Annotated in this window: 17 protein-coding genes; 13 read left to right on the top strand and 4 right to left on the bottom strand. The window is 34.3% G+C overall.

Annotation, left to right across the window (positions count from 1 at the left end; genetic code table 11):
• Positions 1-37: 37 nt before the first annotated feature.
• The 4 genes from prmA to ACO05S_RS01925 form a co-directional block, all read right to left on the bottom strand.
• The gene (gene prmA / locus ACO05S_RS01940) at positions 38-874 is read right to left on the bottom strand and encodes a 50S ribosomal protein L11 methyltransferase (RefSeq protein ID WP_421919863.1); all 837 of its coding nucleotides are present in this window, start codon (positions 872-874) and stop codon (positions 38-40) included.
• 265 nt (positions 875-1,139) lie between these two features.
• Entirely contained in the window at positions 1,140-1,895 is a 756-nt protein-coding gene (gene tpiA / locus ACO05S_RS01935; protein WP_421919862.1) for a triose-phosphate isomerase, read from the bottom strand.
• 8 nt (positions 1,896-1,903) lie between these two features.
• Positions 1,904-3,142 carry a BT_3928 family protein gene (locus tag ACO05S_RS01930; protein WP_421919861.1) on the bottom strand — a complete coding sequence of 413 codons (1,239 nt, stop codon included), beginning with the start codon at positions 3,140-3,142 and terminating at the stop codon, positions 1,904-1,906.
• 12 nt (positions 3,143-3,154) lie between these two features.
• Entirely contained in the window at positions 3,155-3,697 is a 543-nt protein-coding gene (locus tag ACO05S_RS01925; protein ID WP_421919860.1) for a DUF1599 domain-containing protein, read from the bottom strand.
• A 139-nt stretch (positions 3,698-3,836) separates the two neighbouring features.
• Between ACO05S_RS01925 and folP the strand changes: the two genes are divergently transcribed.
• The 13 genes from folP to ACO05S_RS01860 all read left to right on the top strand — a co-directional run bounded on the left by folP (position 3,837) and on the right by ACO05S_RS01860 (position 22,267).
• The gene (gene folP, locus ACO05S_RS01920) at positions 3,837-4,679 is read left to right on the top strand and encodes a dihydropteroate synthase (protein WP_421919859.1); all 843 of its coding nucleotides are present in this window, start codon (positions 3,837-3,839) and stop codon (positions 4,677-4,679) included.
• Between the two features lie 35 nt (positions 4,680-4,714).
• Positions 4,715-5,506, top strand: coding sequence for a diadenylate cyclase CdaA (gene cdaA / locus ACO05S_RS01915; RefSeq protein WP_421919858.1), 792 nt, complete (start codon positions 4,715-4,717; stop codon positions 5,504-5,506).
• A 103-nt stretch (positions 5,507-5,609) separates the two neighbouring features.
• Complete coding sequence (locus tag ACO05S_RS01910; RefSeq protein WP_421919857.1) at positions 5,610-6,464, top strand: TIGR01777 family oxidoreductase; 855 nt, start codon at positions 5,610-5,612, stop codon at positions 6,462-6,464.
• A gap of 217 nt (positions 6,465-6,681) precedes the next feature.
• Positions 6,682-9,129, top strand: coding sequence for a response regulator (locus tag ACO05S_RS01905; RefSeq protein ID WP_421919856.1), 2,448 nt, complete (start codon positions 6,682-6,684; stop codon positions 9,127-9,129).
• A 35-nt stretch (positions 9,130-9,164) separates the two neighbouring features.
• Positions 9,165-10,553, top strand: coding sequence for a sigma-54-dependent transcriptional regulator (locus ACO05S_RS01900; RefSeq protein WP_421919855.1), 1,389 nt, complete (start codon positions 9,165-9,167; stop codon positions 10,551-10,553).
• Positions 10,554-10,949: 396 nt separating this feature from the next.
• Complete coding sequence (locus tag ACO05S_RS01895) at positions 10,950-11,315, top strand: hypothetical protein (RefSeq protein ID WP_421919854.1); 366 nt, start codon at positions 10,950-10,952, stop codon at positions 11,313-11,315.
• 153 nt (positions 11,316-11,468) lie between these two features.
• Complete coding sequence (locus ACO05S_RS01890) at positions 11,469-11,657, top strand: helix-turn-helix domain-containing protein (RefSeq protein WP_054720643.1); 189 nt, start codon at positions 11,469-11,471, stop codon at positions 11,655-11,657.
• A 227-nt stretch (positions 11,658-11,884) separates the two neighbouring features.
• The gene (locus ACO05S_RS01885; RefSeq protein ID WP_421919853.1) at positions 11,885-16,615 is read left to right on the top strand and encodes a gliding motility-associated C-terminal domain-containing protein; all 4,731 of its coding nucleotides are present in this window, start codon (positions 11,885-11,887) and stop codon (positions 16,613-16,615) included.
• 1 nt (position 16,616) lies between these two features.
• Positions 16,617-17,636, top strand: coding sequence for a PorP/SprF family type IX secretion system membrane protein (locus ACO05S_RS01880; protein ID WP_421919852.1), 1,020 nt, complete (start codon positions 16,617-16,619; stop codon positions 17,634-17,636).
• A gap of 112 nt (positions 17,637-17,748) precedes the next feature.
• Positions 17,749-18,327, top strand: a complete 579-nt coding sequence (locus tag ACO05S_RS01875) for a CsgE family curli-type amyloid fiber assembly protein (RefSeq protein ID WP_421919851.1) — start codon at positions 17,749-17,751, stop codon at positions 18,325-18,327.
• A 16-nt stretch (positions 18,328-18,343) separates the two neighbouring features.
• Positions 18,344-18,766, top strand: a complete 423-nt coding sequence (locus ACO05S_RS01870) for a curli production assembly/transport component CsgF (RefSeq protein WP_421919850.1) — start codon at positions 18,344-18,346, stop codon at positions 18,764-18,766.
• A gap of 46 nt (positions 18,767-18,812) precedes the next feature.
• Positions 18,813-20,249, top strand: coding sequence for a CsgG/HfaB family protein (locus ACO05S_RS01865; RefSeq protein WP_421919849.1), 1,437 nt, complete (start codon positions 18,813-18,815; stop codon positions 20,247-20,249).
• Between the two features lie 377 nt (positions 20,250-20,626).
• Positions 20,627-22,267 carry a hypothetical protein gene (locus tag ACO05S_RS01860; protein ID WP_421919848.1) on the top strand — a complete coding sequence of 547 codons (1,641 nt, stop codon included), beginning with the start codon at positions 20,627-20,629 and terminating at the stop codon, positions 22,265-22,267.
• Positions 22,268-22,309 lie beyond the last annotated feature (42 nt).

Below are 22,309 nucleotides of genomic sequence, written 5' to 3'. Positions count from 1 at the left end.
ACTATAGGTATTTTAGGCACTACAGATATTCTTTTACTTATTTCTTGATGTATTTCACTGCCACCCAATTTTTATCAACTTTGTGGCTGATGTATTTTAAGTCATTTTCCTCAGCTTTTTTTTGGATATGAGGTAAATCTTCAGTGTAGAAACCACTCATTATCAGCTCACCTTTTTGAGGCAAACAGGCAACGTAATGTTTCATGTCATTTACCAAGATGTTTCGGTTGATATTGGCTAGAACCACATCGTAAGTTTTGCCTTTTAATAGTGCTGCATCACCTAAGAATACCGATATGTTCTTGACTTTGTTATTCTTGATGTTTTCCAATGAGTTTTTATAAGGCCATTCATCGATGTCAATGGCATCAACTCTTACTGCATTTCTTTTCGATGCTAAAATAGCTAGCAGGCTCGTTCCGCATCCCATATCCAACACTCTTTTGCCTTCAATTTCTGTTTCCAGGATGGTTTGTACCATTAGCGAAGTGGTAGAGTGGTGACCTGTACCGAATGACATTTTAGGATCAATTACGATATCATAGGGAACCTGGGGTGTATCAGTATGGAACGATGCGCGTATCACCACTTGGTCGGAGATAATTACCGGTTGAAAATTTGATTCCCATACGGCATTCCAATCTTGCGATTCGATGGTTTGGTGTGAATAGTTAATGTTATGGTTTGGTAAGAGATTAACCGTTAATTCTTCCACTCTTTCCATGTCGAAAAGAGGTGCTTGAATGAATGCTTCAACAGTATCATCGGTTTGGGTAAAGCTTTCGAAATCAATTTCTCCAAGTTCGGCAATTAGAATATCAGCAATATCTTCATCGAAGGGAGTAATTTGACATTTAAGTTCTATATAGTCCATCTGTTTAATTAGCTTATTTGTTATTGCAAGTTATGTTTTAAGTCCAGAAAAAACAAAAGCCGATACATTTCACTGTGTCGGCCTTGTAAATTTTTAAATACAATTCGATACGACTTCGAATAGCTTGCTTTGCAAGCGCATTATCAACCACAAATGTCACAAATTATCACGAATTGGTTTATCATTGGAAAACTTGAACCAAGTAGTGATTTATATTCGTGCATATCCGCTTAATCTGCGGTTATATAAGTATTGTATTATTTTTTTAGAATGCAGTAATAATTCCCATGAAGTCTTCTGCTTTAAGAGAAGCACCACCAATTAAACCACCATCCACATCTTCGTTTTCGAACAATTCTTTTGCGTTAGAAGGCTTGCAGCTACCTCCGTAAAGAATAGAAGTGTTGTTTGCAACTTCTTCGCCGTATTGCTGCACTACAGTTTTACGGATAAAAGCGTGTATTTCCTGAGCTTGGTCAGAAGAAGCAGTAACACCTGTACCAATTGCCCAAACCGGCTCGTATGCCAATACTACTTTTCCGAATTCTTCAGCTGACAAGTGGAATAATCCTTCTGCGATTTGGCTCTTTACAACTTCGAAATGTTTTTCAGCTTCGCGTTCTTCCAAAACTTCACCAATACAGAAAATTGGAGCCAGCCCATTTTCAAGAGTCTGGTTTACTTTCTTCACTAAAATTTCGTTGGTCTCACCGTAATATGTTCTTCTTTCTGAGTGACCAAGGATTACATATTTGCTTCCTGTTGATTTGATCATTGAAGCTGAGGTTTCGCCTGTGTATGCACCGCTTTTTTCGTCAGCACAGTTTTGAGCAGCAACTGCAATTTTTTCACCAACAATTTTATTCACTTCTGTAAGGTGAATAAATGGAGTACCAATAACAATATTTACATCTTTGATCTCGGTGTTTTCAACAAGATCATTAATTTGTCCAGCCAACTCAATACCTTCTTCAAGAGTATTGTTCATTTTCCAGTTTCCTGCAACAATTTTTCTTCTCATAATTGTAATCATTTTCTTGCTTTTGTTTTTCTGCTAAGCAATAAGAACAAGCAGATGAACAGCAGCAAAGTTGAAATAATACTAATAAATACTAGTTTGATATTTAATTTTTGATGTTTTGTAATTGAATAAGCGGCTAAATCTCCTTTTAGCTCTTTGGCTGCAGGGAAGTCATTATAGTGCCACTTGTTTAGTATGGTTCCATTTTTAATCAGTACAAGTCCGGGGTTGGCTCTAACGATGGTCTTCAATTGAATTTCATCTGTATTGTAGAATTCAATGGGCATTTCATGATTTGTTTTGAATTCGTTGCACTCTTCCATGCTAGATGCAGTTAATGCGATAAAAGAATAGCCTTTTTCTAATGCATATAGCCATAAGTCCTTAATTCCAGGAAGACTTTTTTCATTAAGTTTATCAATTTCTTTTGAAACCAAAATAAATGTATAATTCTCATCATGTAATACTTGATCTGTAATATCTCCTTCAGTCTCGTTTGAAATCGAAAAATCGTGAATTGGAGGAGTAAATCCTTCTTTTATCAGTATTTGTTCTGAGTCAACAAATGTCCATGTGCTGTCTTGCCAAGGGTAATTGGTTTCGTCGAATTCTTTAACTAGTCCATCTTTTTCGTATTTAAGAATACTTTTGTATTCATCAACAGGGGCATTTTCAGGAATCATCATTCCATCATTAATGTTTGCTCCAATATGATAGGATCTGAAATCAATAATTGGCAAATGATTGTATGAGTAGACAGAAATCCAGATTGGAAAAACTATTGATAAAAATACAAGTAAGTTTTGTTCCCATAATGGATATGATCTCTCTTTTTGTTTTCTTCCAAAAAACAAAATTAGTGTAAGAGTAAGTATAATAACATTTTTGCCAAAGGTTTCCCAATTGCTTAGAATTAAAGCATCACCAAAACATCCGCAATCGGTAACGGGGTTGGTAATTGCCAGAACCAGAGTTAATGGCGTGAAGATTCCCATGAAGATCATTGCTCCCCAAGCAGAGAGTTGCTTTCTTGCATCGAAAACAAGTGCCATACCAACGGCAAATTCTAATGTTGATAAAAAGATTGCCAAAGGAAAGGCGAGAGAAGTAAGTGTATCTAATCCAAAGGCAGTAAAATAATCGGTGAATTTATATGTGGATCCCATTGGATCCACAGCTTTAACAAATCCACTAAAAATGAAAATTAAACCAACAATCAGGCGGCTGAAAAATCGAATTAAACTCATTTGCTTTGTTTATTAGGCGTTTTCAAATTCAATTTTGATCAGACCAAAAACCGAATAATTAATCATATCGAAATAGTTGGCATCAATTCCTTCTGAAATTAAAGTTTTACCCTGATTATCTTCGATCTGTTTGGTACGATTGATTTTCATCAGAATCAAATCAGTGAAAGAACTTACCCTCATGCTTCTCCAAGCTTCATCGTAATCATGGTTTTTTGCTTCCATTAACTCTTTTGCTTCTTTAAAGTATTTTTGATACAGTTCCAATGCTTTATCATGCTTCATTTCTTTATCAGAAGTTCCTAGTTCCAACTGGATGATTCCCATAATTGCATAATTCACAATACCAATAAATTCTGAACGAATATCATCGTCGATTTTACTAGTTCCTTTGGTTTCAATGCTTCTTATGCGTTGAGCTTTAATGTAGATTTGATCGGTCATGGAACTTGGGCGAAGTATTCTCCAGGCAGTTCCGTAATCTTGCATTTTTTTTTGGAAAATATCTGTGCAGGTTTCAATAATATGATTGTACTGTTGGTCTGTGTTATTCATAGTTTACTTAGAAATTTACCCGTAAAAATACTAATAAAGGCGAAGCCATGGTATTTTATTTTACTTTTGCTATAGGATTTGATCATTCAAATCGGTTATGCAAAATTAAAAAACTAATTGTTTTAACAGCGATATTCCTATGATTAAGTGTGGTAATCATTCAATAAATTTTGAAACTCCTTTGGTAATGGGAATTTTAAATATTACTCCAGACTCCTTTTTTGATGGTGGTAATTATACCAATGAAAAGGCCATTTTAAAAAGAGCTGAGGAAATTCTATCTGAAGACGCAGATATTATTGATATTGGAGCTTTCTCAACACGACCTGGTGCCAATGATGTTAGCGAAGTTGAAGAGTACTGCAGGTTGGCTCCTGCCGTTAAATCGATTAGAAATGAGTTCCCTCAGGCAATACTATCAATTGATACTTTTCGATCAAGTATTGCAAAAAAAATTGTTAATGAATTTGGAGCTTGCATAATAAACGATATCTCAGGAGGAACTTTGGATGATGAAATGTTCCATGCCGTTGGAGAATTAAAGGTTCCTTATATCATGATGCATATAAAAGGAACACCTCAAAGTATGCAGCAGAATCCGTATTACGATGATTTAATTGCTGAGATTAAGAAATTTTTTACGGAGAGAATTGGAAAGCTTAGTATGTATGGAGTGAAAGATGTTATTCTTGATCCGGGATTTGGATTTGGAAAGACTTTAGAGCACAACTACGAAATTCTTGCACGATTGATAGAATTTTCGGATTTAAATCTTCCAATATTAGCTGGCCTGTCAAGAAAATCGATGATCTATAAATATCTTGGTGGAACACCTGACACTAGTTTGAATGGAACAACTGCCTTAAACATGATTAGCCTTGAGAATGGAGCTAGTATTCTGCGAGTGCATGATGTGAAGGAGGCAGTTGAGTGTGTAAGACTCCATGAAATGATCAAATCACAACAATATAGTTTCCTATAAAATCGTAATTTTGTTAAAAGACTGAATTTATACATATGATTACTGCTTTTATCACTCTTGGGCTTTTTGATATTCTGGATATTCTTTTAGTTGCTTTGCTTTTGTATCAAGTTTATTTATTGATACGAGGAACAGTAGCCATCAATATCTTTGTTGGGTTGTTTTTGTTTTACTTAACGTGGATGTTTGTGCGAGCTCTTAATATGGAGTTATTAAGTTCCATTCTTGGACAGTTTATTGGGGTTGGAGTAATTGCTTTAATTATTGTGTTTCAACCTGAAATCAGAAAGTTTTTATTATTGCTGGGTTCCAGATATAATGTCAATCAGAAGTTTAGTTTGGAAAATTGGTTTGCGACGGATGATGCAGGTTTTGAAGAACAGGAAATTAATTCTATTGCAGCTGCCTGTGAACACATGTCAAAATCCAAAACAGGAGCCTTAATAGTAATTGCCAAAAATACCGATTTACATGCTTACGCTGATACTGGAAAAATTGTGAATTCAAGGGTGTCAGGAACCTTACTTGAATCTATCTTTTTCAAAAACTCTCCGCTTCATGATGGAGCTGTGATTATTGCCAACAATCGTATATTGGCAGCCCGTTGTATTTTACCTGTTACCGATAGTACTAATATTCCGGGAAGCCTTGGTTTGAGACATCGGGCTGCAATTGGTATGAGTCAGGCTACGGATGCTCATGTGATTACGGTTTCCGAGGAAACGGGAAATATTTCCTATGTTATGGGAGGAAACATAAAAGTACGTATCAATGGAACTGATTTAAAAAAGTTTTTAGCAGGAGACTACTCAGGGTTTATAGTGTAGAATAAGAAACAAGCATGATTAAAATCGTTAATTTCACATACACGGTAATGATTATTTTTATCATTTGGCTTCCATCTGATAAATCGATAAAAATTATACACAGATGAAAATTGCAATTTCGGGAAGTAATGGTTTGGTAGGTACGCATTTGTGCGAATACTTGGTGAATGAAAAAGAAGCTGATATTGTACGAATTCCTCGTAAACTATTATATGGTAGGGCAAAAATCTTGGCCAATTTCCTGCAAGGGATAGATGTTATTATCCATCTTTCCGGAGCTTCAATACTTTCAAGATGGACCAAGAAAAGAAAAAAAACACTACAAGAAAGTAGAATTGAAACGACAAGAAAATTATATGAAGCGGTTGCTTTAATGGAAAATAAACCAAAACAGTTTATTTGTACATCTGCTGTAGGAATCTACAATAATCGTGATCTGCACACTGAGCAAAGTAAAGCCTATATTGATGATTTTTTAGGTCAGATTTGTAAAAAATGGGAGGAAGCTGCAATGGAAATCCAACAGCTAAATGTCAGCACCGTAATTTTTAGGTTGGGAGTTGTTTTAAGTGATTCTGGAGGAGCTTTTAAAAAAAGCTTACCTTTTTTCAAAATAGGCTTGGGAGGTAAATTAGGATCAGGAAAACAAATGTTCCCCTTCATTCATATTGAAGATTTGTTGAGAGCATATGCTTTTGTAATAGATGCAAATTCGAAGGGTTTATATAACCTTGTAGCCCCTGACCTTGTTACGAACCATGATTTTACAAATATGCTTGCTAAAGGCATAAATCGCCCTGCATTTTGTCATATACCAGCTTTTGTTCTGCATATTGCACTTGGTGAAGCTTCTACTGTTCTGTTAAATGGTCAAAAAGTTATACCTGAACGCCTGAAAAATGAAGGATTTATATATAAATACTTAACATTAAAAGAGGCTCTTCTTGCTCTTACCTAGGTTTTTAGTTGAGTAAATTAATAGCCGTTTTCGGATAGTTGACCAATTAAATGTTGCTCCTCGGCGAGGATAAAGGTTCATTAATCACAATAGCATTGATTTTTATCTAGAATCGTTTTAATTTTGGTTAAACAATTTGTGAGTTTTTGTAACTTAGAATGTTTGAGTCTGAATGACTTTTAGGTAAGATGCTGTAATTAAGATTAATCAGTTGTGTATGGGATTAAATTTTACTCCAGAAGTGTTGGTAGTGGATGATAGGTTGGAGAATTTGGATCTTCTTAAAGTTGTATTGGGAAAATTGGATACGAAACTTGAACTGATTCAATCACCACTAGAAGCAATTCAAAAGATAGAAGAGAAAGAATACGCCCTCATTATTTTGGATATTCAAATGCCACAAATCGATGGATTTGCTCTTGCAGAGAAAATCCGTTTAGGTGTTAAGAATAACTCAACTCCTATTATATTTTTAACTGCTTTTTATCTCGATAAAGAAAGCGAACAAAGAGGTTATGAATGTGGATGTGCTGATTTTATAATGAAGCCATTTAATTTTGCTATTCTTAAGAACAAGGTTAATATTTTCTTAGATCTGTTTAAGAATATAAAAGAGAAAGAATTACAGAATGAGAAGTTAAATTCTGCATTAAGAGATAAGGAGCTTTTTGAGAATAGACTTAAAAATCTTGCCACGAATTACAAAACAATTATTGAGGGGCAAAGTGAGTTGATTTTAAAAATTGATGATAGCTTAAAGATAGAGTTTGCTAACAAAGCGTTTACAGATTTTTTTGATTATACACTTGATGGGGTTTTAGTTAACGGTTTGGCTGATATTAGTAAACAGTTGTTTGATCAGATGTCTACTGCAATTTCTCAAATGAGTGGCAAGGAAAAATCAATAATTGTTGAAAAACCAATTAATAATCATTTGTCTGATCAAAAATGGTTTGAATGGTCGATATTTAAGCAGATCGATTTTGGTAGTATGCATTATTACATAGTGGGAAGGGATGTTTCTGAAAAAAAAATATTAAAAGATTCCCTTATCAAGAAGGAGCTAATGGTTCGTAAAATTCAAAAGCTTACAAAAGTTGGAAGTTTTGAATGGGATTCGTATTCTGAAATTTTTAAAGGATCAAGTGAGTTTTATCGTATTTATGAGATCTCGGAGAAAGAAATTGATAATGTTGTAGAGTGTATTAAAAATAAAAACCACCCTGAAGATCTAATAGCATTTGATAAGGTTTTTAGTTCTATAACAAAGAAGAGTAAGAAGCTTGAGTTTAAGCATAGAATATTTACAAAAGACAAAAAAATACGACATGTCCATGTGGAACTAAATGCAGAATACAATTCAAAATTAGATATTTTTATTTATACAGGAGTTGCTTGGGATATAACTAGGGATATCGAGTTGGAAAATGCTTTTAGAGATACTCTAGGTTTGGATCGAGATGAATATCATGATAGAGCATTGATAGATTTAAATAAGAAAAATGAAGTTGTTTTTATAAATGATTTTGGGTGTAAGCTACTTGATTGTCAAAGAATAAAGGGTGTTGTAAATCAAAATTTTTTCAATTTTATTCCCGATTTACAAAAGGGAAAAGCAAAAGAACTTTTTGATTTTTCGACTCAAAAGAGAGGTTTTGCTTTAGATGTCTTGAGTGTTCAATCAGAAACAGGAAAACAGAAAAAAGTAATTCTATTAGCGTTTTCGTATCAAAATACCAATGGTGGAGGTATACGATTACTAATGAATGAGTTGCCGCAACTAAAAAGTGTTAATGCTAAAAACCAAGATTTTCATGCTGTAATTTCTGATCTTAAAGAAAATGAAAAAATGTTGGCAAAAAATGCTTTGGCATTGCAAGATAAGGTTAATCATGAACTTTTGGTTAATGAATATCAGCGTAAATTATTAGCGCAAAAATCGGAATTGGAAACTCTTGGTAAAATGGCAAGTGGTGTTGTAAACGAGATTAACCAACCACTGTCTAGTATATCTATGGTAATTGATAATATTTTATTGAGATTATCCAAAGCTACAGTTGAAAAGGAGTATTTAAAAGATAAGTGTACGCAAATATTTAAGGATATAGATAGAATAAAAACTTACTTATCTCAAATAGGGATTTTTAATTCTGCAAAGAATGAAAGTTCTGAAGATTCTGTTAATGTGAATAATGTAGTAAGGGATGCTGTTGAATTTATAAAAAAGCAATACAAGCATTCAAAAGTTGATATACAATTAAAAGTTGATCCAGACTCTTTATTTATTTGTGGTAATAAATATAAATTACAAAAAGTTATCGTTGATATCCTAAATAATTCATTTGATTCTATTGGAGAAAAATTGAAAAAGAGCAATGCAAAAGAAGTTAATGAAGAAGGAATTCAAATAAAGACTAAGCTTGAAAAAGGTGATGTTGTTGTTTCTATTAAAGATTTTGGGGAAGGTATTAAGCCAAAAGATATGAACTACATATTTGAACCATTTTTCTCAACAAAGAATGAAGGAATAAACTCTGGTTTGAGTTTATATATAAGTAAAAATATAGTGCAGAAGATGAACGGTGAGATTAAGGTGAGAAGTAAAGAAAATGAATTTACCGAAATGAAATTAATTTTTCCATTCGTACAAAAAGAAGATAAATGATATATTAAGCAACTTTAATTATTCTAAAAACCACTATGATAACCATAAATAACCTAAGAATTCTGATTTTGGACGACGAACAACTGGTTCGAGATGAAATTAGTGAGTTCTTGGATGATCCAAACTTTAAGATTTTTAAAGCAAGAACACCTTCTGAAGCGTTCCAAATTATGGATCGTAATGAGATTCATATCGCAATTGTTGATGTAAACTTGCCTGAAATGAATGGGTTGGAAGTCCTTGAAAAAATCAAGAAAGAGTATCCGGATATTGAAGTAATCATGATTAGTGGTTATAGTGAGATGGATTCGGTTATTCATTCAATGAGATTAGGAGCATCTGACTTTTTTACCAAACCATTTCGATTAAGAGATGTCGAACATTCGATCGAACGAACTAAGAAGTTCGTTAGTCTAAATAAAAGTTTGCAAGAGGTTAAGCGCAACTATTCCATAATATCGAAAGAATTTTATGAGGCAATGGGTTACGAAATTGTCGGAGAGAGTAGCCACATGAAAAATCTAATTAATTTAATTGGTAAAGTAGCAAAGACTGAAAATACCTCTGTTCTTATAACAGGAGAAAGTGGAACAGGAAAAGAATTGGTAGCAAGAGCAATTCACTATTTAAGTAGCAGAAAGGAGAACTGCTTTTATGCTGTTAACTGCAGTGCTATTCCTGAAACTTTGTTTGAAAGTGAGTTTTTTGGGCATACGAAAGGTGCTTTTACGGGAGCTTCGGATACCAAAACAGGTTGGTTCGAAGCAGCAAACAAAGGAAGTTTGTTTCTGGATGAAATTGGGGATATGCAGCTGAATTTACAAACAAAGTTTTTGCGTGTGTTGGAAGATCGGAAAATTAGAAAAGTAGGGTCTAATATTGAAATTCCTTTCGATACAAGGATTATAGCAGCAACGAATCAGAATTTAGAGGAGTTAAGTAATGAAAAAGGGTTTAGGTTAGATCTTTATCACCGAATAAGTTCCTTTGTAATTCATTTGGAACCACTACGAAATAGAAGGGAAGACATTCCTCTTTTGCTAGATTACTTTGTTAATTACTTTAATAGAGTAATGGGAAAAAATATAAGTGAAGTTGATGAGGCGGTAGTTCGAAAGTTATTGGCCTATGAATTTCCTGGAAATGTTAGGGAATTGAAAAATATGGTGGAGCGAGCGGTAATTATTTGTGACTCCAGCAAATTAAATTTATATCATTTTCAAATGAATCATGTGCAAGAAGAGGAATCAAATCATTACCATTATCCTACCGCAGAAATATTAGATTTAGAAATGGTTGAGAAGAACTGTATTATAAAAGCTTTGGAGAAATCTAATAATAATAAATCAAAAGCTGCTGATCTTTTAAATATAACTTGGCAATCCCTTGATCGGAGAATTAAAAAGCACAAAATAGAAAAGTAAAATCTGGGATGCTTTGGATTTTCTTCACATCCATTATCGGAGATGTCCACTTTTTATATGGAAAGATGTTTTGTAAAATCTATAAAATCAAGACTTTACTGAGCGGAAATAAAGGAACTCTAAATTAATATCCGAAAATGGAGGAGGTTCTAAGAAAATCAGAAGTTAAAGAAATACAGGCGCTTGGTGTTTTGTTTTAGGTTTGTTAAACTTTTATATCCGAATATGGAGATGCTCTTACATGTTGTAAATTGACACTCTTCGTATTAACTGTCAATTTACTAGCAAGTTAGATGTTTTGGCATTTGCTTTGAAATGGTAGTGGTATCTAAAATAAACTGATTCTTAATATTGGAAGGAAATAAAGTATAAATTCTTCCCTCAAGAGGAAAAATGATGAATATCTTATTTATAAAAGAGAACAGGTTGCTAATTGGAGAATTGAAAGAATACATTCACAGTTTGGATGCTTGTGCATATTTTGCTGATGACCAATTTGAAACAGAATTGATTGTGACTCAAACTTCAATAGATCTGGTTATTATTCCTTTAAAAGCCCTTTCAAACTTAGACTTATTGAAATATATAAATGAAAATTTTAAGAAAACGAAAGTTGTAATTACTGTTGATCGTGACGAACAGAGTACAAAAATCAGAAACCGTAAAACTTTATATACGAACTATGATTTATTGCAAAAACAATTGAGATTGTTCGATTTAAAAAAAGCTATTGGTTCAGGATTAGATTATAGTCCGAACTAATTTGCTCTATTCACTTTAAAACCTGACCATGTTTTGGTTAAAATTTGCAGAAAATTAGCTTGGTGAGGGAGTAAGTAATTTTGCTTACTCCACCCAAGTTAATAACTTTAACAAACCTTATTACTCGATTATATAAATTTTAAAATTATAGTTATGACACAAGAAGTACAAGACGATTTGGTAAGAATTAAAGAGAGACTTAGAATTCTTGATGACAAGAAGAAAAAAGTAGCCAAAATAATTGGTATTACTGATGTATACTTGTCATACATTCTTAACGGAAAAAGACCTTTAACTGCTAACGTTAAATCAAAGCTGTTTGATTATTTAGGGCTAAGTTAATTTTTTTAGCGATAATCGTTTAACTAATATTAAAAATCAGGTAAAAATTCAAAATATGGAAATATACCTGATTTTTTTTCGTTAGTACATTGAGTTTATGTCGAACATTTTTTTTATAAATTGAGTGTAAGTGTTAGAAGATCAAAGTTTAAAATAAACAAACGCTAAGTCCGCTGAAGCCTATGCCCTTGAAAATATACATATCAATATTTTTAATATGCACTTCTTTGTCAATATGCTTTGCTCAGGGGCGTGCAGGTGTTTGGTACTTTGGTGAGAATGCAGGCTTAAATTTCAATGTGGATCCTGCATCTTCAATTACTGATGGTGCATTAAATACAGAAGAGGGCTGCGCTACAGTATGCAATGCGCATGGTGATTTGTTATTTTATACTGACGGAATTACGGTCTACAATAGAAATCATTTACAAATGGTTAATGGGGATGGATTGGACGGGAATGTATCTGCTACTCAATCTTCCATTATTGTGCAACAGCCTGGAAGTGGTGTTCTATATTACATTTTTACAGTTGATGCTCATCAGAATAACTTAAGAAATGGTCTAAGATATTCCATAGTTGATATGTCTATGAATGGTGGCTTAGGTCAAGTCACCACCAAAAACGCAGTTCTCTTTGGCAATGAAGTGTGCGAAAAAATAACAGCGGTAAAGCATGCCAATGGCAGTGACTATTGGATCCTTGCTCATCAATGGAATAGTAGAAACTTTTTAGCGTATCATTTGAGTGCAACTGGTGTGTCGGCAGCAGTAACCAGTACGGTAGGGGTTCGACACAATAGCAGTAGAAGGTCAGCTATTGGATATATGAAAACATCTCCAGATGGAAGTAAATTGGCTGTTGCTGTATATACTGAAGATATGGTTGAACTTTTTGATTTTAATACTGCCAATGGTCAGGTTTCCAACCCGATTCAGATAAGTAGTTACATTTCACCTTATGGGATTGAATTCTCACCTTCTGGAGAGTTGTTGTATATCAGTTTATATACACTTGGAGAAATGTTTCAGTTTAATATTACCTCAAACAACGAAGCTACTATTAATTCTTCCGCTCAATTAATAGGTAGTGGTGCATGGTTCTATGGTTCTTTGCAGCTTGCACCTGATAATCGAATTTATATGGCCAAAACTAATAATTCAGCCAGTGCAGGGAGTTTGAACCTGGATGTAATTAATAATCCAGATGTTGTTGGTGCAGGATGCAATTGGGTAGCTGATTCTAAGAATTTGGCAGGACGAAGATGCTGGCTCGGATTACCAAACTTTGTAACAAGTATATTTAGTTTGGAATTTGCTTATCAATACGATTGTGAAGGTGATAATACAGAATTTACAATCACTTCTGATATTACAAATATTGCAAACGCTACATGGGATTTTGGAGATGGCTCATCACCATTAACCACAAATACTAATCCTTTTACTGTTAGTCATATATTCCCGGCAGCAGGAACTTACAATGTAAATCTTGAGGTGAATTTAATATCAGGTGGAACCGATAATGTTACACAGGAAATTACAATTAGAGCTCTTCCCGATGCTAATGATCAGGCTCTTACTGTATGGGAAGACGTGATTGGAGGTGGAATTGCATCAGGCATTGATCTAACATCTCTTGAAGGCTCAGTAAATGGTGGTGGGGGAATTACTTATGCCTGGTATTCAGATGTAAGCACAACTACTTTAGTTCCCGATCCAACAAGTGTGAGTGCAACCAATGGACAACAATATTGGGTTGAGGTTAACGATGGAATCTGTGCAAGTGTTGCAGTTGTAACTATAACCGTTAATGCTTTGCCTGAAGCTGTTGATCAGAATCCTGTGCTTTGTGAGGATAATTACAATACAGGAATTGCATCAAATATAGATCTGACTTTACTTGAAAATGCTGTAACTAATGGCAATTCAGTACCTGTTACATGGTTTCATGATGTAGGATTATCTAACCCTGTCTCAAATCCAAATAATAGAGTTGTTTCAAATGGTGAGATTTTTTATGCAGAAGTGACTACCGCAACAAGATCAAGTGTAGCAACAGTTACTTATACCATTGAGAGTTTGCCAGAGGGGAATGATATTACCATTCAACTATGGGAAGATACTTTTGGAAGTGGAACTGCTTCGGGTGTTGATTTAACAACTTATGATAATCAAGTTTCTAATGGTAGTCCTGTGATTTGGTATGATGATGCATCCTTTACAAATATGGTTACCGGAGCTGGAAATATAACTGTAAATGATGGTGATGTTTTTTATGCTTTTATTGATAATGGAACTTGTACCAACAGAGGTAGTGTAGAATTTGTAGTGCGATCATCGCCTATCGCAAATGATCAAAATATTATTATTTGCGAAGATGTTGCAGGAAGTGGAGCAGCCTCAAATGTTGATTTAACCTTATTAAATGGAGCAATAAACGGTGGAGCCAGCAGTACTGTAACTTGGTATAATGATGCTGCTTTAGCAAATTTGCTTGCAAATCCAACAAATGTAGTGGTTAGTAATGGTCAACAGTTTCATGTGTTGGTTGAAAGTGGAGGAGAATCAAATACCGCTGTTGTTACTTACACAGTTTTGCCTTTACCAATTGCAAATAATCAAACAATTACAGAATTTGAAGATGTTCCGGGTTCGATGACAGCTTTGGCTGTTGATCTTACTTTTTATAACAGTGCAATTACAGGAGGTCAGCCTAATAGTGTTAATTGGTTTCTCGATGCAGCTTTAAATAATTTGGTTCCCAATCCGAATGCACAAGATGTAATCGATGGTGATATTTTCTATGTATTGGTTGCCAATGCAACTTGTACTAATGTTGCAACCATACAGTTTGTAGTTTTAAATACACCTGTAGCGAGAGATGTATTTCCCGAAATTTGTGAGGATATTATAGGTAGTGGCACTGCAATTGTTGATTTAAGTTTACTCGAGAATCAGATTAATGATGGAAATGGCGATACATTTAGCTGGTATTTCGATTGGCCAACAGAGCCCAATGGATTGCCTACCAATCCAATTGCTGATCCTACCAATTTTACTGCCAATAATGGAGTAAGATATTTTGCGGTTGTTGACGATGGGGCAAATACAAATGTTGCTATAGTGACCTATACTATAAGGTCTTTACCAACTGCTTTTGATGTTGTTCAAGATGTATGGGAGGATAGTTTTGGTACTGGTCTGGCAACAGGAATAAACCTTTTAAATTATAATACAAATGTTAATGGAGGAACTGCCAATACGGTTACTTGGTATAATGATGCAGGTTTAAGTAGTTTGGTTTTAACTCCCGATAATGTGAGTGCAGTTGATAATGATGAGTTTTATACATTAGTTCAAGGCACATTTTGTCAAAACACAGGAAGTATTACCTTTAACGTAAGGCAATTGCCTGAAGCAAGCGATTTGCAAATACAGTTATGCGAAGGAACTCAAGGTGCTGGTTCGGTAACGGCATATAACTTAACACAGCTAGAATCTGCCGTTAATAATGATCCCGGAACAATAAAAGAGTGGTTTTTCGATTCTGCGCTAACCCTTTCTGTTCCAACTCCATCAAGTACTACTGTTAATGATGGAGATGATTTCTATTGTAGAGTTAGTTTTGGAGTAGAAAGTAATGTAGGTCAAATTGATTTTACAATTAATGCATTGCCACAATCTCAAGATCATTCTGTAGTGTTGTGTGAGGATATTTTTAATACAGGAATGCATAGAGGAGTGGACTTAAGCTTATATGAAGTTGATATAACAACGAGTTCAGGAATTTCTCTTGTCTGGTACTCCGATTCATCATATTTAAATCCTGTAGTGAATACAGGAAATGTTCAAGTTTCTGATGGCGATATTTATTATGCTAGAATATGGGATGGAAATTGTGAAAGCTTTGCAGAATTGGATTTTACCATAACTGCTTTACCCGAAACCTTTAATGTTACGACGAATCTATGTGAGGAAACTTTTGGCACTTTTGTAGCCAGTGCTGTTAATTTAACGAACTACGAAAGCGAATTGATTCAAGATACTAATGTAACAATTCAATGGTTCGAGGATGATAGAAGGACCATTCCTGTGAATAATCCAATAAGCCAAACCGTATCAAATCAAAGTTCTTATTATGCATTAATCACTAATATTAATTCCTGTGAAAATATTGCGAGACTAAATTTTTACGTTAATTCGTTACCAGTTGCGAATAATTTACTCATCGAGCTCTGTGAAGAAGAAGCTGAAATAGGAATCGTTAATAACTATGATTTAAAAGGATTGGAATCTGGAATATCACCAGGAGGTTCTATTATTTCATGGTACGAGGATATTGACTTGACTGATACTCTGAATAATCCACTATCGAACCAAATAACAAATGGATTGGTTTTTTATACTGAGGTTACGGATGGAATGTGTTTTAACAATTCACAGGTAAGCTTCGTCGTTCACGATCGGCCAATATTTAATTTGGGAGCAGATACCACTATTTTTTATACAGAAAATAAGATTTTGTCACCAACAGTTGAAATCAGGTTTTTGCCAGGAACTTATTTGTGGCAGGATGGAGCAACTTCTTCTGCATACACGGTTACGGAAGAAGGTTTATATTCAGTGGTATTTACAGATTTAAATGGCTGCACTGGTGAAGATGAAATAATGGTATATATAGATCGATATAGAATATTTGTTCCAAATGCTTTCACACCAAATGGTGATGGATTAAACGATTCTTTTGATCCAATAATTACTGGTGATTTCGCAGGAGAAGAGATAGAAATGTACATCTACAATCGCTGGGGAGAATTAATCTATGAATTTACAGATTTAGGTGTTGGTTGGGATGGAACCTATAAAGGAAAACTGGTTAATTCCGGTGTATATGTATGGATCTTGATTATTAATGGGAAATCAAAACAAGATGGCTCAGTATCTTTAATAAGATAAGATGATAAAATGGAGAATTGTTCATATCATATTTTGGCTGATGCTTGCATTGTCTGCGAAAGCACAGGATATTGAATTTTCCCAGTTTTATGCCAATAGGCTATACCTGAATCCTGCTTTGGCAGGATCAGAATTTGCGCCGATAGCTTCAATTTCTTATCGCAATCAGTGGCCACAGAATAATAATCCATTTGTAACATATACCATCTCATTTGATCAGTATAGTGATATTATAAATGGAGGGATTGGATTATTAGTAGTTCAGGATAATCAGGGAGATGGTACAATAAAAACTACAATGGTTTCCGGAATGTATTCATACTCATTAAATATTGATAGGAACTTTTCGATAAATGCAGGTTTAAAAGCAACATATGTGCAAAAAAAGCTTGATTGGGAAACTCTGGTGTTTTCAGATATGATTGATCCTTTATATGGAGTTATTTACCCTGGACGAGAAGTGCGGCCGGCAAGTTTGTCTCATTCATATTTTGACTTTTCCTTTGGTCTTGTTGCAAATTATAAGAATTTCTATTTTGGGGCAGTAGCCGATCACATGTCTGAACCCGATGAGGCATTCCATAAGGATCAATACACTGCGATTTTACCTCGAAAATATACTATTCATGCAGGTTCACTAATTCCAATTGGGTACTCGAGAGGTTTAATGAAGAGTGATAATGCATTATCACCGAATATTCTCTATCAGAAGCAGCAGGATTTTGAACAAATCAATTACGGACTTTATTTTTCTCGTATAAATTGGGTAGTGGGAGCGTGGTTTCGGCAGAATTTGTCATTCGATTTGGATGCATTTATTATTTTGATCGGCTATCAAACTGATCGCGTTCGAATTGGATATTCATACGATTATGTGGTTTCAAAATTGGTAAAAACCAATTCTGGAGCACACGAGATTTCGCTAACTTATTTGTTAGGAAAAACTCGTACTTCTTGTTCTGGTTCGCATTATTTCAAAAAGAAAAGAAGGATCAGGGCAATTAAGTGTCCAAAATTTTAATGGAATAAAAAAGATGAATGATCAAAGAATTTTAGTTGTCTGTTTAGGTTTATTTGTCTGATTAACAAAAGTTAAGGTTTTATAAGAGAGGTCTTTTGTCGTGTAAAAGTTTATGAATTTAGAATTAGAAACTATATATTTATATATTGTGAACGTGACTAAAAATATGGTGTTTGTGAAGACTCTGGTGTTTGGAAGATTCTTATTTGTGTTGCTTGTTGTATTTGTATTCAATTCGATTTCTTTACAAGCTCAGAAATCGAATATTAAGAGTGATTCCTTAAGGACATTGGAGATATTAAAAGATGCATTGAATAATGCAGTTAAAAGTAATTCAGGTTCCAATTCTTCCATGCTTGATATGGAAATCGATGGATTGATAATGGATGAAACAATAACCAAAGTAGGTCGAGATTTTTATGACATGTTTTTTTCTGGATGGGCTCCACCGAAAAATGCCAAGAACTTTACCATTACGATCAAGGAAATGGTATTGCCGGGGTTGGCTACGCAGGTTACTGTGTTGGTTAATAACAATGAGGTATTTAAGCAGAGAGTGCAGCCGCGATATGATATCCTTGAACAGATGTCAACTTACGCTGTACAGCAGACAGGAAGATATTTATTAAATTATGAAAAAATGAAATCCCAGCTTGATGGTGATGATCAATCAGGATCTGGAATTTTTTAATCTTAAATTCAGGAATATGAAATTTTTAAAATCAATAATTGTGTTTTTTTTATTTGGAGTGGCTTTGCCAAATGAGGCTTTGACCCAAGATTTTGTTTATACACCTATAAATTCAAACTTTGGAGGTAATCCTTATAACTATAACTGGTTGATAAATTCTGCCAAGCAACAAGATAAAATTAAAGATCCAACTTCTGAAGATGGATTTCAAACAGATCCTTTAGATGATTTTGAAGATAATTTAAACCGTCAAATATTGAATCAACTATCAAGTCAATTAGTGAATCAAATTTTTGGCGAAGGTGGTGATTTGCAGTCAGGATCCTATAATTTAGGTAGTTATCAGGTGGATATTATGGAAGATGCTAGCGGTGTTACAGTTAATATTCAGGACATACGGAACGGGAACTTTACAAATGTCGTAATCCCAAGCTATTGATTTTTTCCACTAACTAACAAATAAACACTTCTTTAAATCTCTCTATATGCAAAAATATATACCTTTTTGTCTACTGATAAGCTTTCTTTTTGGCGCATGTGTGCCCTATTTTAATCAACCGTTGACCGAGCAACGTGCTGAAATTGGAGCAGAAACTCCTGTTCGTAAAAATTTAGTTGGTTTGCCAGAACCTCGAGAAAAAATTGTTGCTGCGGTCTATAAATTTCGTGATCAAACGGGGCAATATAAGCCTTCAGACACAGGTGCAAACTGGTCTACCGCGGTTACGCAAGGAACTACATCAATATTGTTAAAGGCAATAGAAGAATCTGGCTGGTTTATTCCCCTGGAAAGAGAAGGTTTGTCTAACTTGCTGAATGAAAGGAAGATTATAAGGTCTAGTCGTGCTAATTACGCTGGGAATGATGATAAATCTCAATTGTTACCTCCTTTGCTGTTTGCAGGTATAGTATTGGAGGGTGGTGTAATTAGTTATGATGCGAATGTTATTACAGGAGGTGCAGGTTTAATGTATTTTAGTGCTGGAGGTTCAGGTCAATATAGACAAGATAGAGTAACTGTTTATCTGCGCGCTATTTCAACGAGTAACGGTAGAATTCTAAAAACAGTTTACACTTCAAAAATGATTCTTTCACAAAAGATTGATGCAAGTTTGTTTAGATATGTGAAATTTAAAAGGCTATTAGAAGCTGAAACTGGTTTTACTTATAATGAACCATCTGAGATGGCAGTAAAAGAGGCAATTGAAAAAGCTGTTGAATCTTTAATCATAGAAGGAGTTATAGAAGGCTTATGGGATTTGAAAAATCCAGAAGAGGTAAGTTCTGAAGTAATTACTAATTATGTGGAAGAAAAGGAAGCTAATCAAGAATCAGATTTTTTCGATCAATTGGTTAGCAAACGAAGACACAAGTTCGGAATGGGAATTGAAGGAGGTTCTTGGTTGTATATGGGGGACTATAGTCACACAGAAATGGAAGCGTGTGGAGGTGTGTCACTGCTGTATGATACTCAATCGTTTATGCAATTCAAAGCAAGTCTAACGAGAGGAGATTTGGCTACTACTGAGCATTTTCAAAAAACATTTAATTCTATAGATATAACTGCAAAATATCGTTTGTTGCCATATAAAAACTGGACACCATACTTAGAAGGAGGTTTTGGTTTATTTTCTGAGCAGAACAAATCCGCTTTTACTTTTGATTTATCCAATTCAATAAATACACAGGCAATCTATGGGGCAGGAGTTGAATTCTTGCTCAACGATCGTTTTGGATTAAATTTTTCTGTGTTGAACCATTATATTTTTAATGATAAGGTGGATGGTTTACAGCAAGGTAATTACAACGACTATTTTTGGGAAGGGAAGATAGGGGTGAATTTTTACTTTGATAAACTTTGGGATAGGAAGAAGAAAGAAAGAGCTAGAAAACAAAGGATACGGAAAAAAGCAAAAGAGTAACTTTAGTTTTCTGAATAAAATAATAGAATGTTATCAACAGGTTAGATTAAATTCTAGCCTGTTTTTTTTATCAATTTTTGTAATAAACTAGCAATGTAAGTTTGTTGGTAGTATTTGTGGGCTTCTGTTTAACTTTACTTAACTATTTAGGGTGTATTTAAAAACATTGATATACTTGATCAAGATCTTGTTAGTATTCATCAGATAAAAGGGATTATTGATGTAAACTGATAATTGTTTTTCATTATTCCTTTATAATTTAGTTTTCGAATAAAAAGTAAATCATCAAATCGCACCATTTAAGTGCACAAAATTATTTTAAACAATTCACTCAGGGAAACCTGTAATTCACTTTAAACCTTAAAAAAAATCAAACCATGAAAAAGATTTTATTTGTCTTTTTAGCAGTTATCTTAACTGGGGCGTATTCTGTCGCTCAAAACAACCAATCAAATGTTGAACAATACGGTTGGCTTAATGGAGCTGCTGTTACTCAAACGGGATTATTCAACATTAGTGATGTTTATCAAGAGGGTATTTTTAATAATGCTACTATTGATCAAATAGGAATCGCAAATGTTTCTTTGGCCAGTCAATTTGGCATAGGAAATACTCTGTATGTAGATCAAGCAATGTCTAATTTCTCTTCAGTATTTCAATTAGGATTATTCCAATTTGCAGATGTTAAGCAATATGGTTATAATCTTTCTTACATTTCTCAATTTGGTGGAATGTCTAACATGGCTTACCTAGATCAAGCAGGTGTTTGGAACATTTCTGATATTAATCAGGCTTTTAGCTACGGCGTTTATGCTGACGTTTTCCAAAGAGGTTGGTTAAATATGTCTGATGTTGATCAGCTTAACGGTAAGAAGGATTTGGCATTCGTTAGCCAATGGGGTACTTTTAACGGAGCTACAGTTCTTCAGGAATCTACAAAAGAAAATCTAGCTATCGTTAGCCAGATTGGTTTTGGTAATTACGCTAATGTTCTTCAGATGTTGGGTGAAGAAAATGCTGTTGAAATTAGTCAGAATGGTATTTTTAACACCACTTATGCTGAGCAAGTAGAAGGTGAGTTTAATCTGGCTTTAGTGCGCCAAGGAGGTTTAGGTAACTTTGCTTACACTGGACAATTCGGTGGTTTATTGAATACAATTGATGTTGATCAGCACGGAAGATTGAATGAGGCTAGTGCAACGCAACACGGTGGTTTATTCAATAACTCTATGATTTCTCAAATGGGGAAAGAAAATGCTGCTTTAACACTTCAATATGGTGGTATTTTTAACTTTGCATATGTAGATCAAAAAGGTCGTCGTAATGTTGCAGAAGTATTCCAAAATAAAGGTGTATTCAATAGCGCATTAGTTAGCCAAAAAGGTAAGAAAAACGAAGCATTAGTAGAGCAATTGTATGGTTTGTTAAATTCTGCTGATGTGTACCAACAGGGTAAAAAGAATAAAGCTTACGTAGGTCAGTTTGGAGGATTTGTTAATTCTGCAGAAGTTGAGCAATATGGAAAAGGAAATATTGCTGCTATTGAACAGTTAGAAGGTGCTTTTAATGAAGCTTATATTGGACAGCAAGGAAAATATAATGATGCTGAAATTTACCAAGAATTTGGTGTGGGTTCTTTTGCAGGCATTGGACAAATTGGTGAATTAAATATGGCATACATTGAGCAGTCATATACTGATTTCTCATTTGCTGGAATCCTACAAGATGGATACAAAAATTCTGCTGCTATTGGTCAGTATAACTCAGATGATAGCTATGCTTTAACCAACCAAAATGGTGCTCATAACTATGCATTAACAATTCAAGCAATGGGCGAGGGTAACGTAGCATTAACAAATCAAATAGGTAAGTACAATGCAGCTGCAACGCTTCAAGTAGGAAGTAATAATTATGCTGATGTATATCAAGAAGGGTTTGGACATGCATCTTTAATTACCCAATTTGGTAATGGAAATACTGCTATTGTAACTCAATACAATGCTGGTGTAAATCCATAAATTATCATGAATTGATTTGATTGATTTATAACAAAACTAGCC

The organism is Marinifilum sp. (assembly GCF_965230805.1).
Lineage (GTDB): Bacteria > Bacteroidota > Bacteroidia > Bacteroidales > Marinifilaceae > Marinifilum.
Note: the sequence above shows the minus strand (reverse complement) of the source record. Positions and strands in the feature narration are given on the sequence as shown.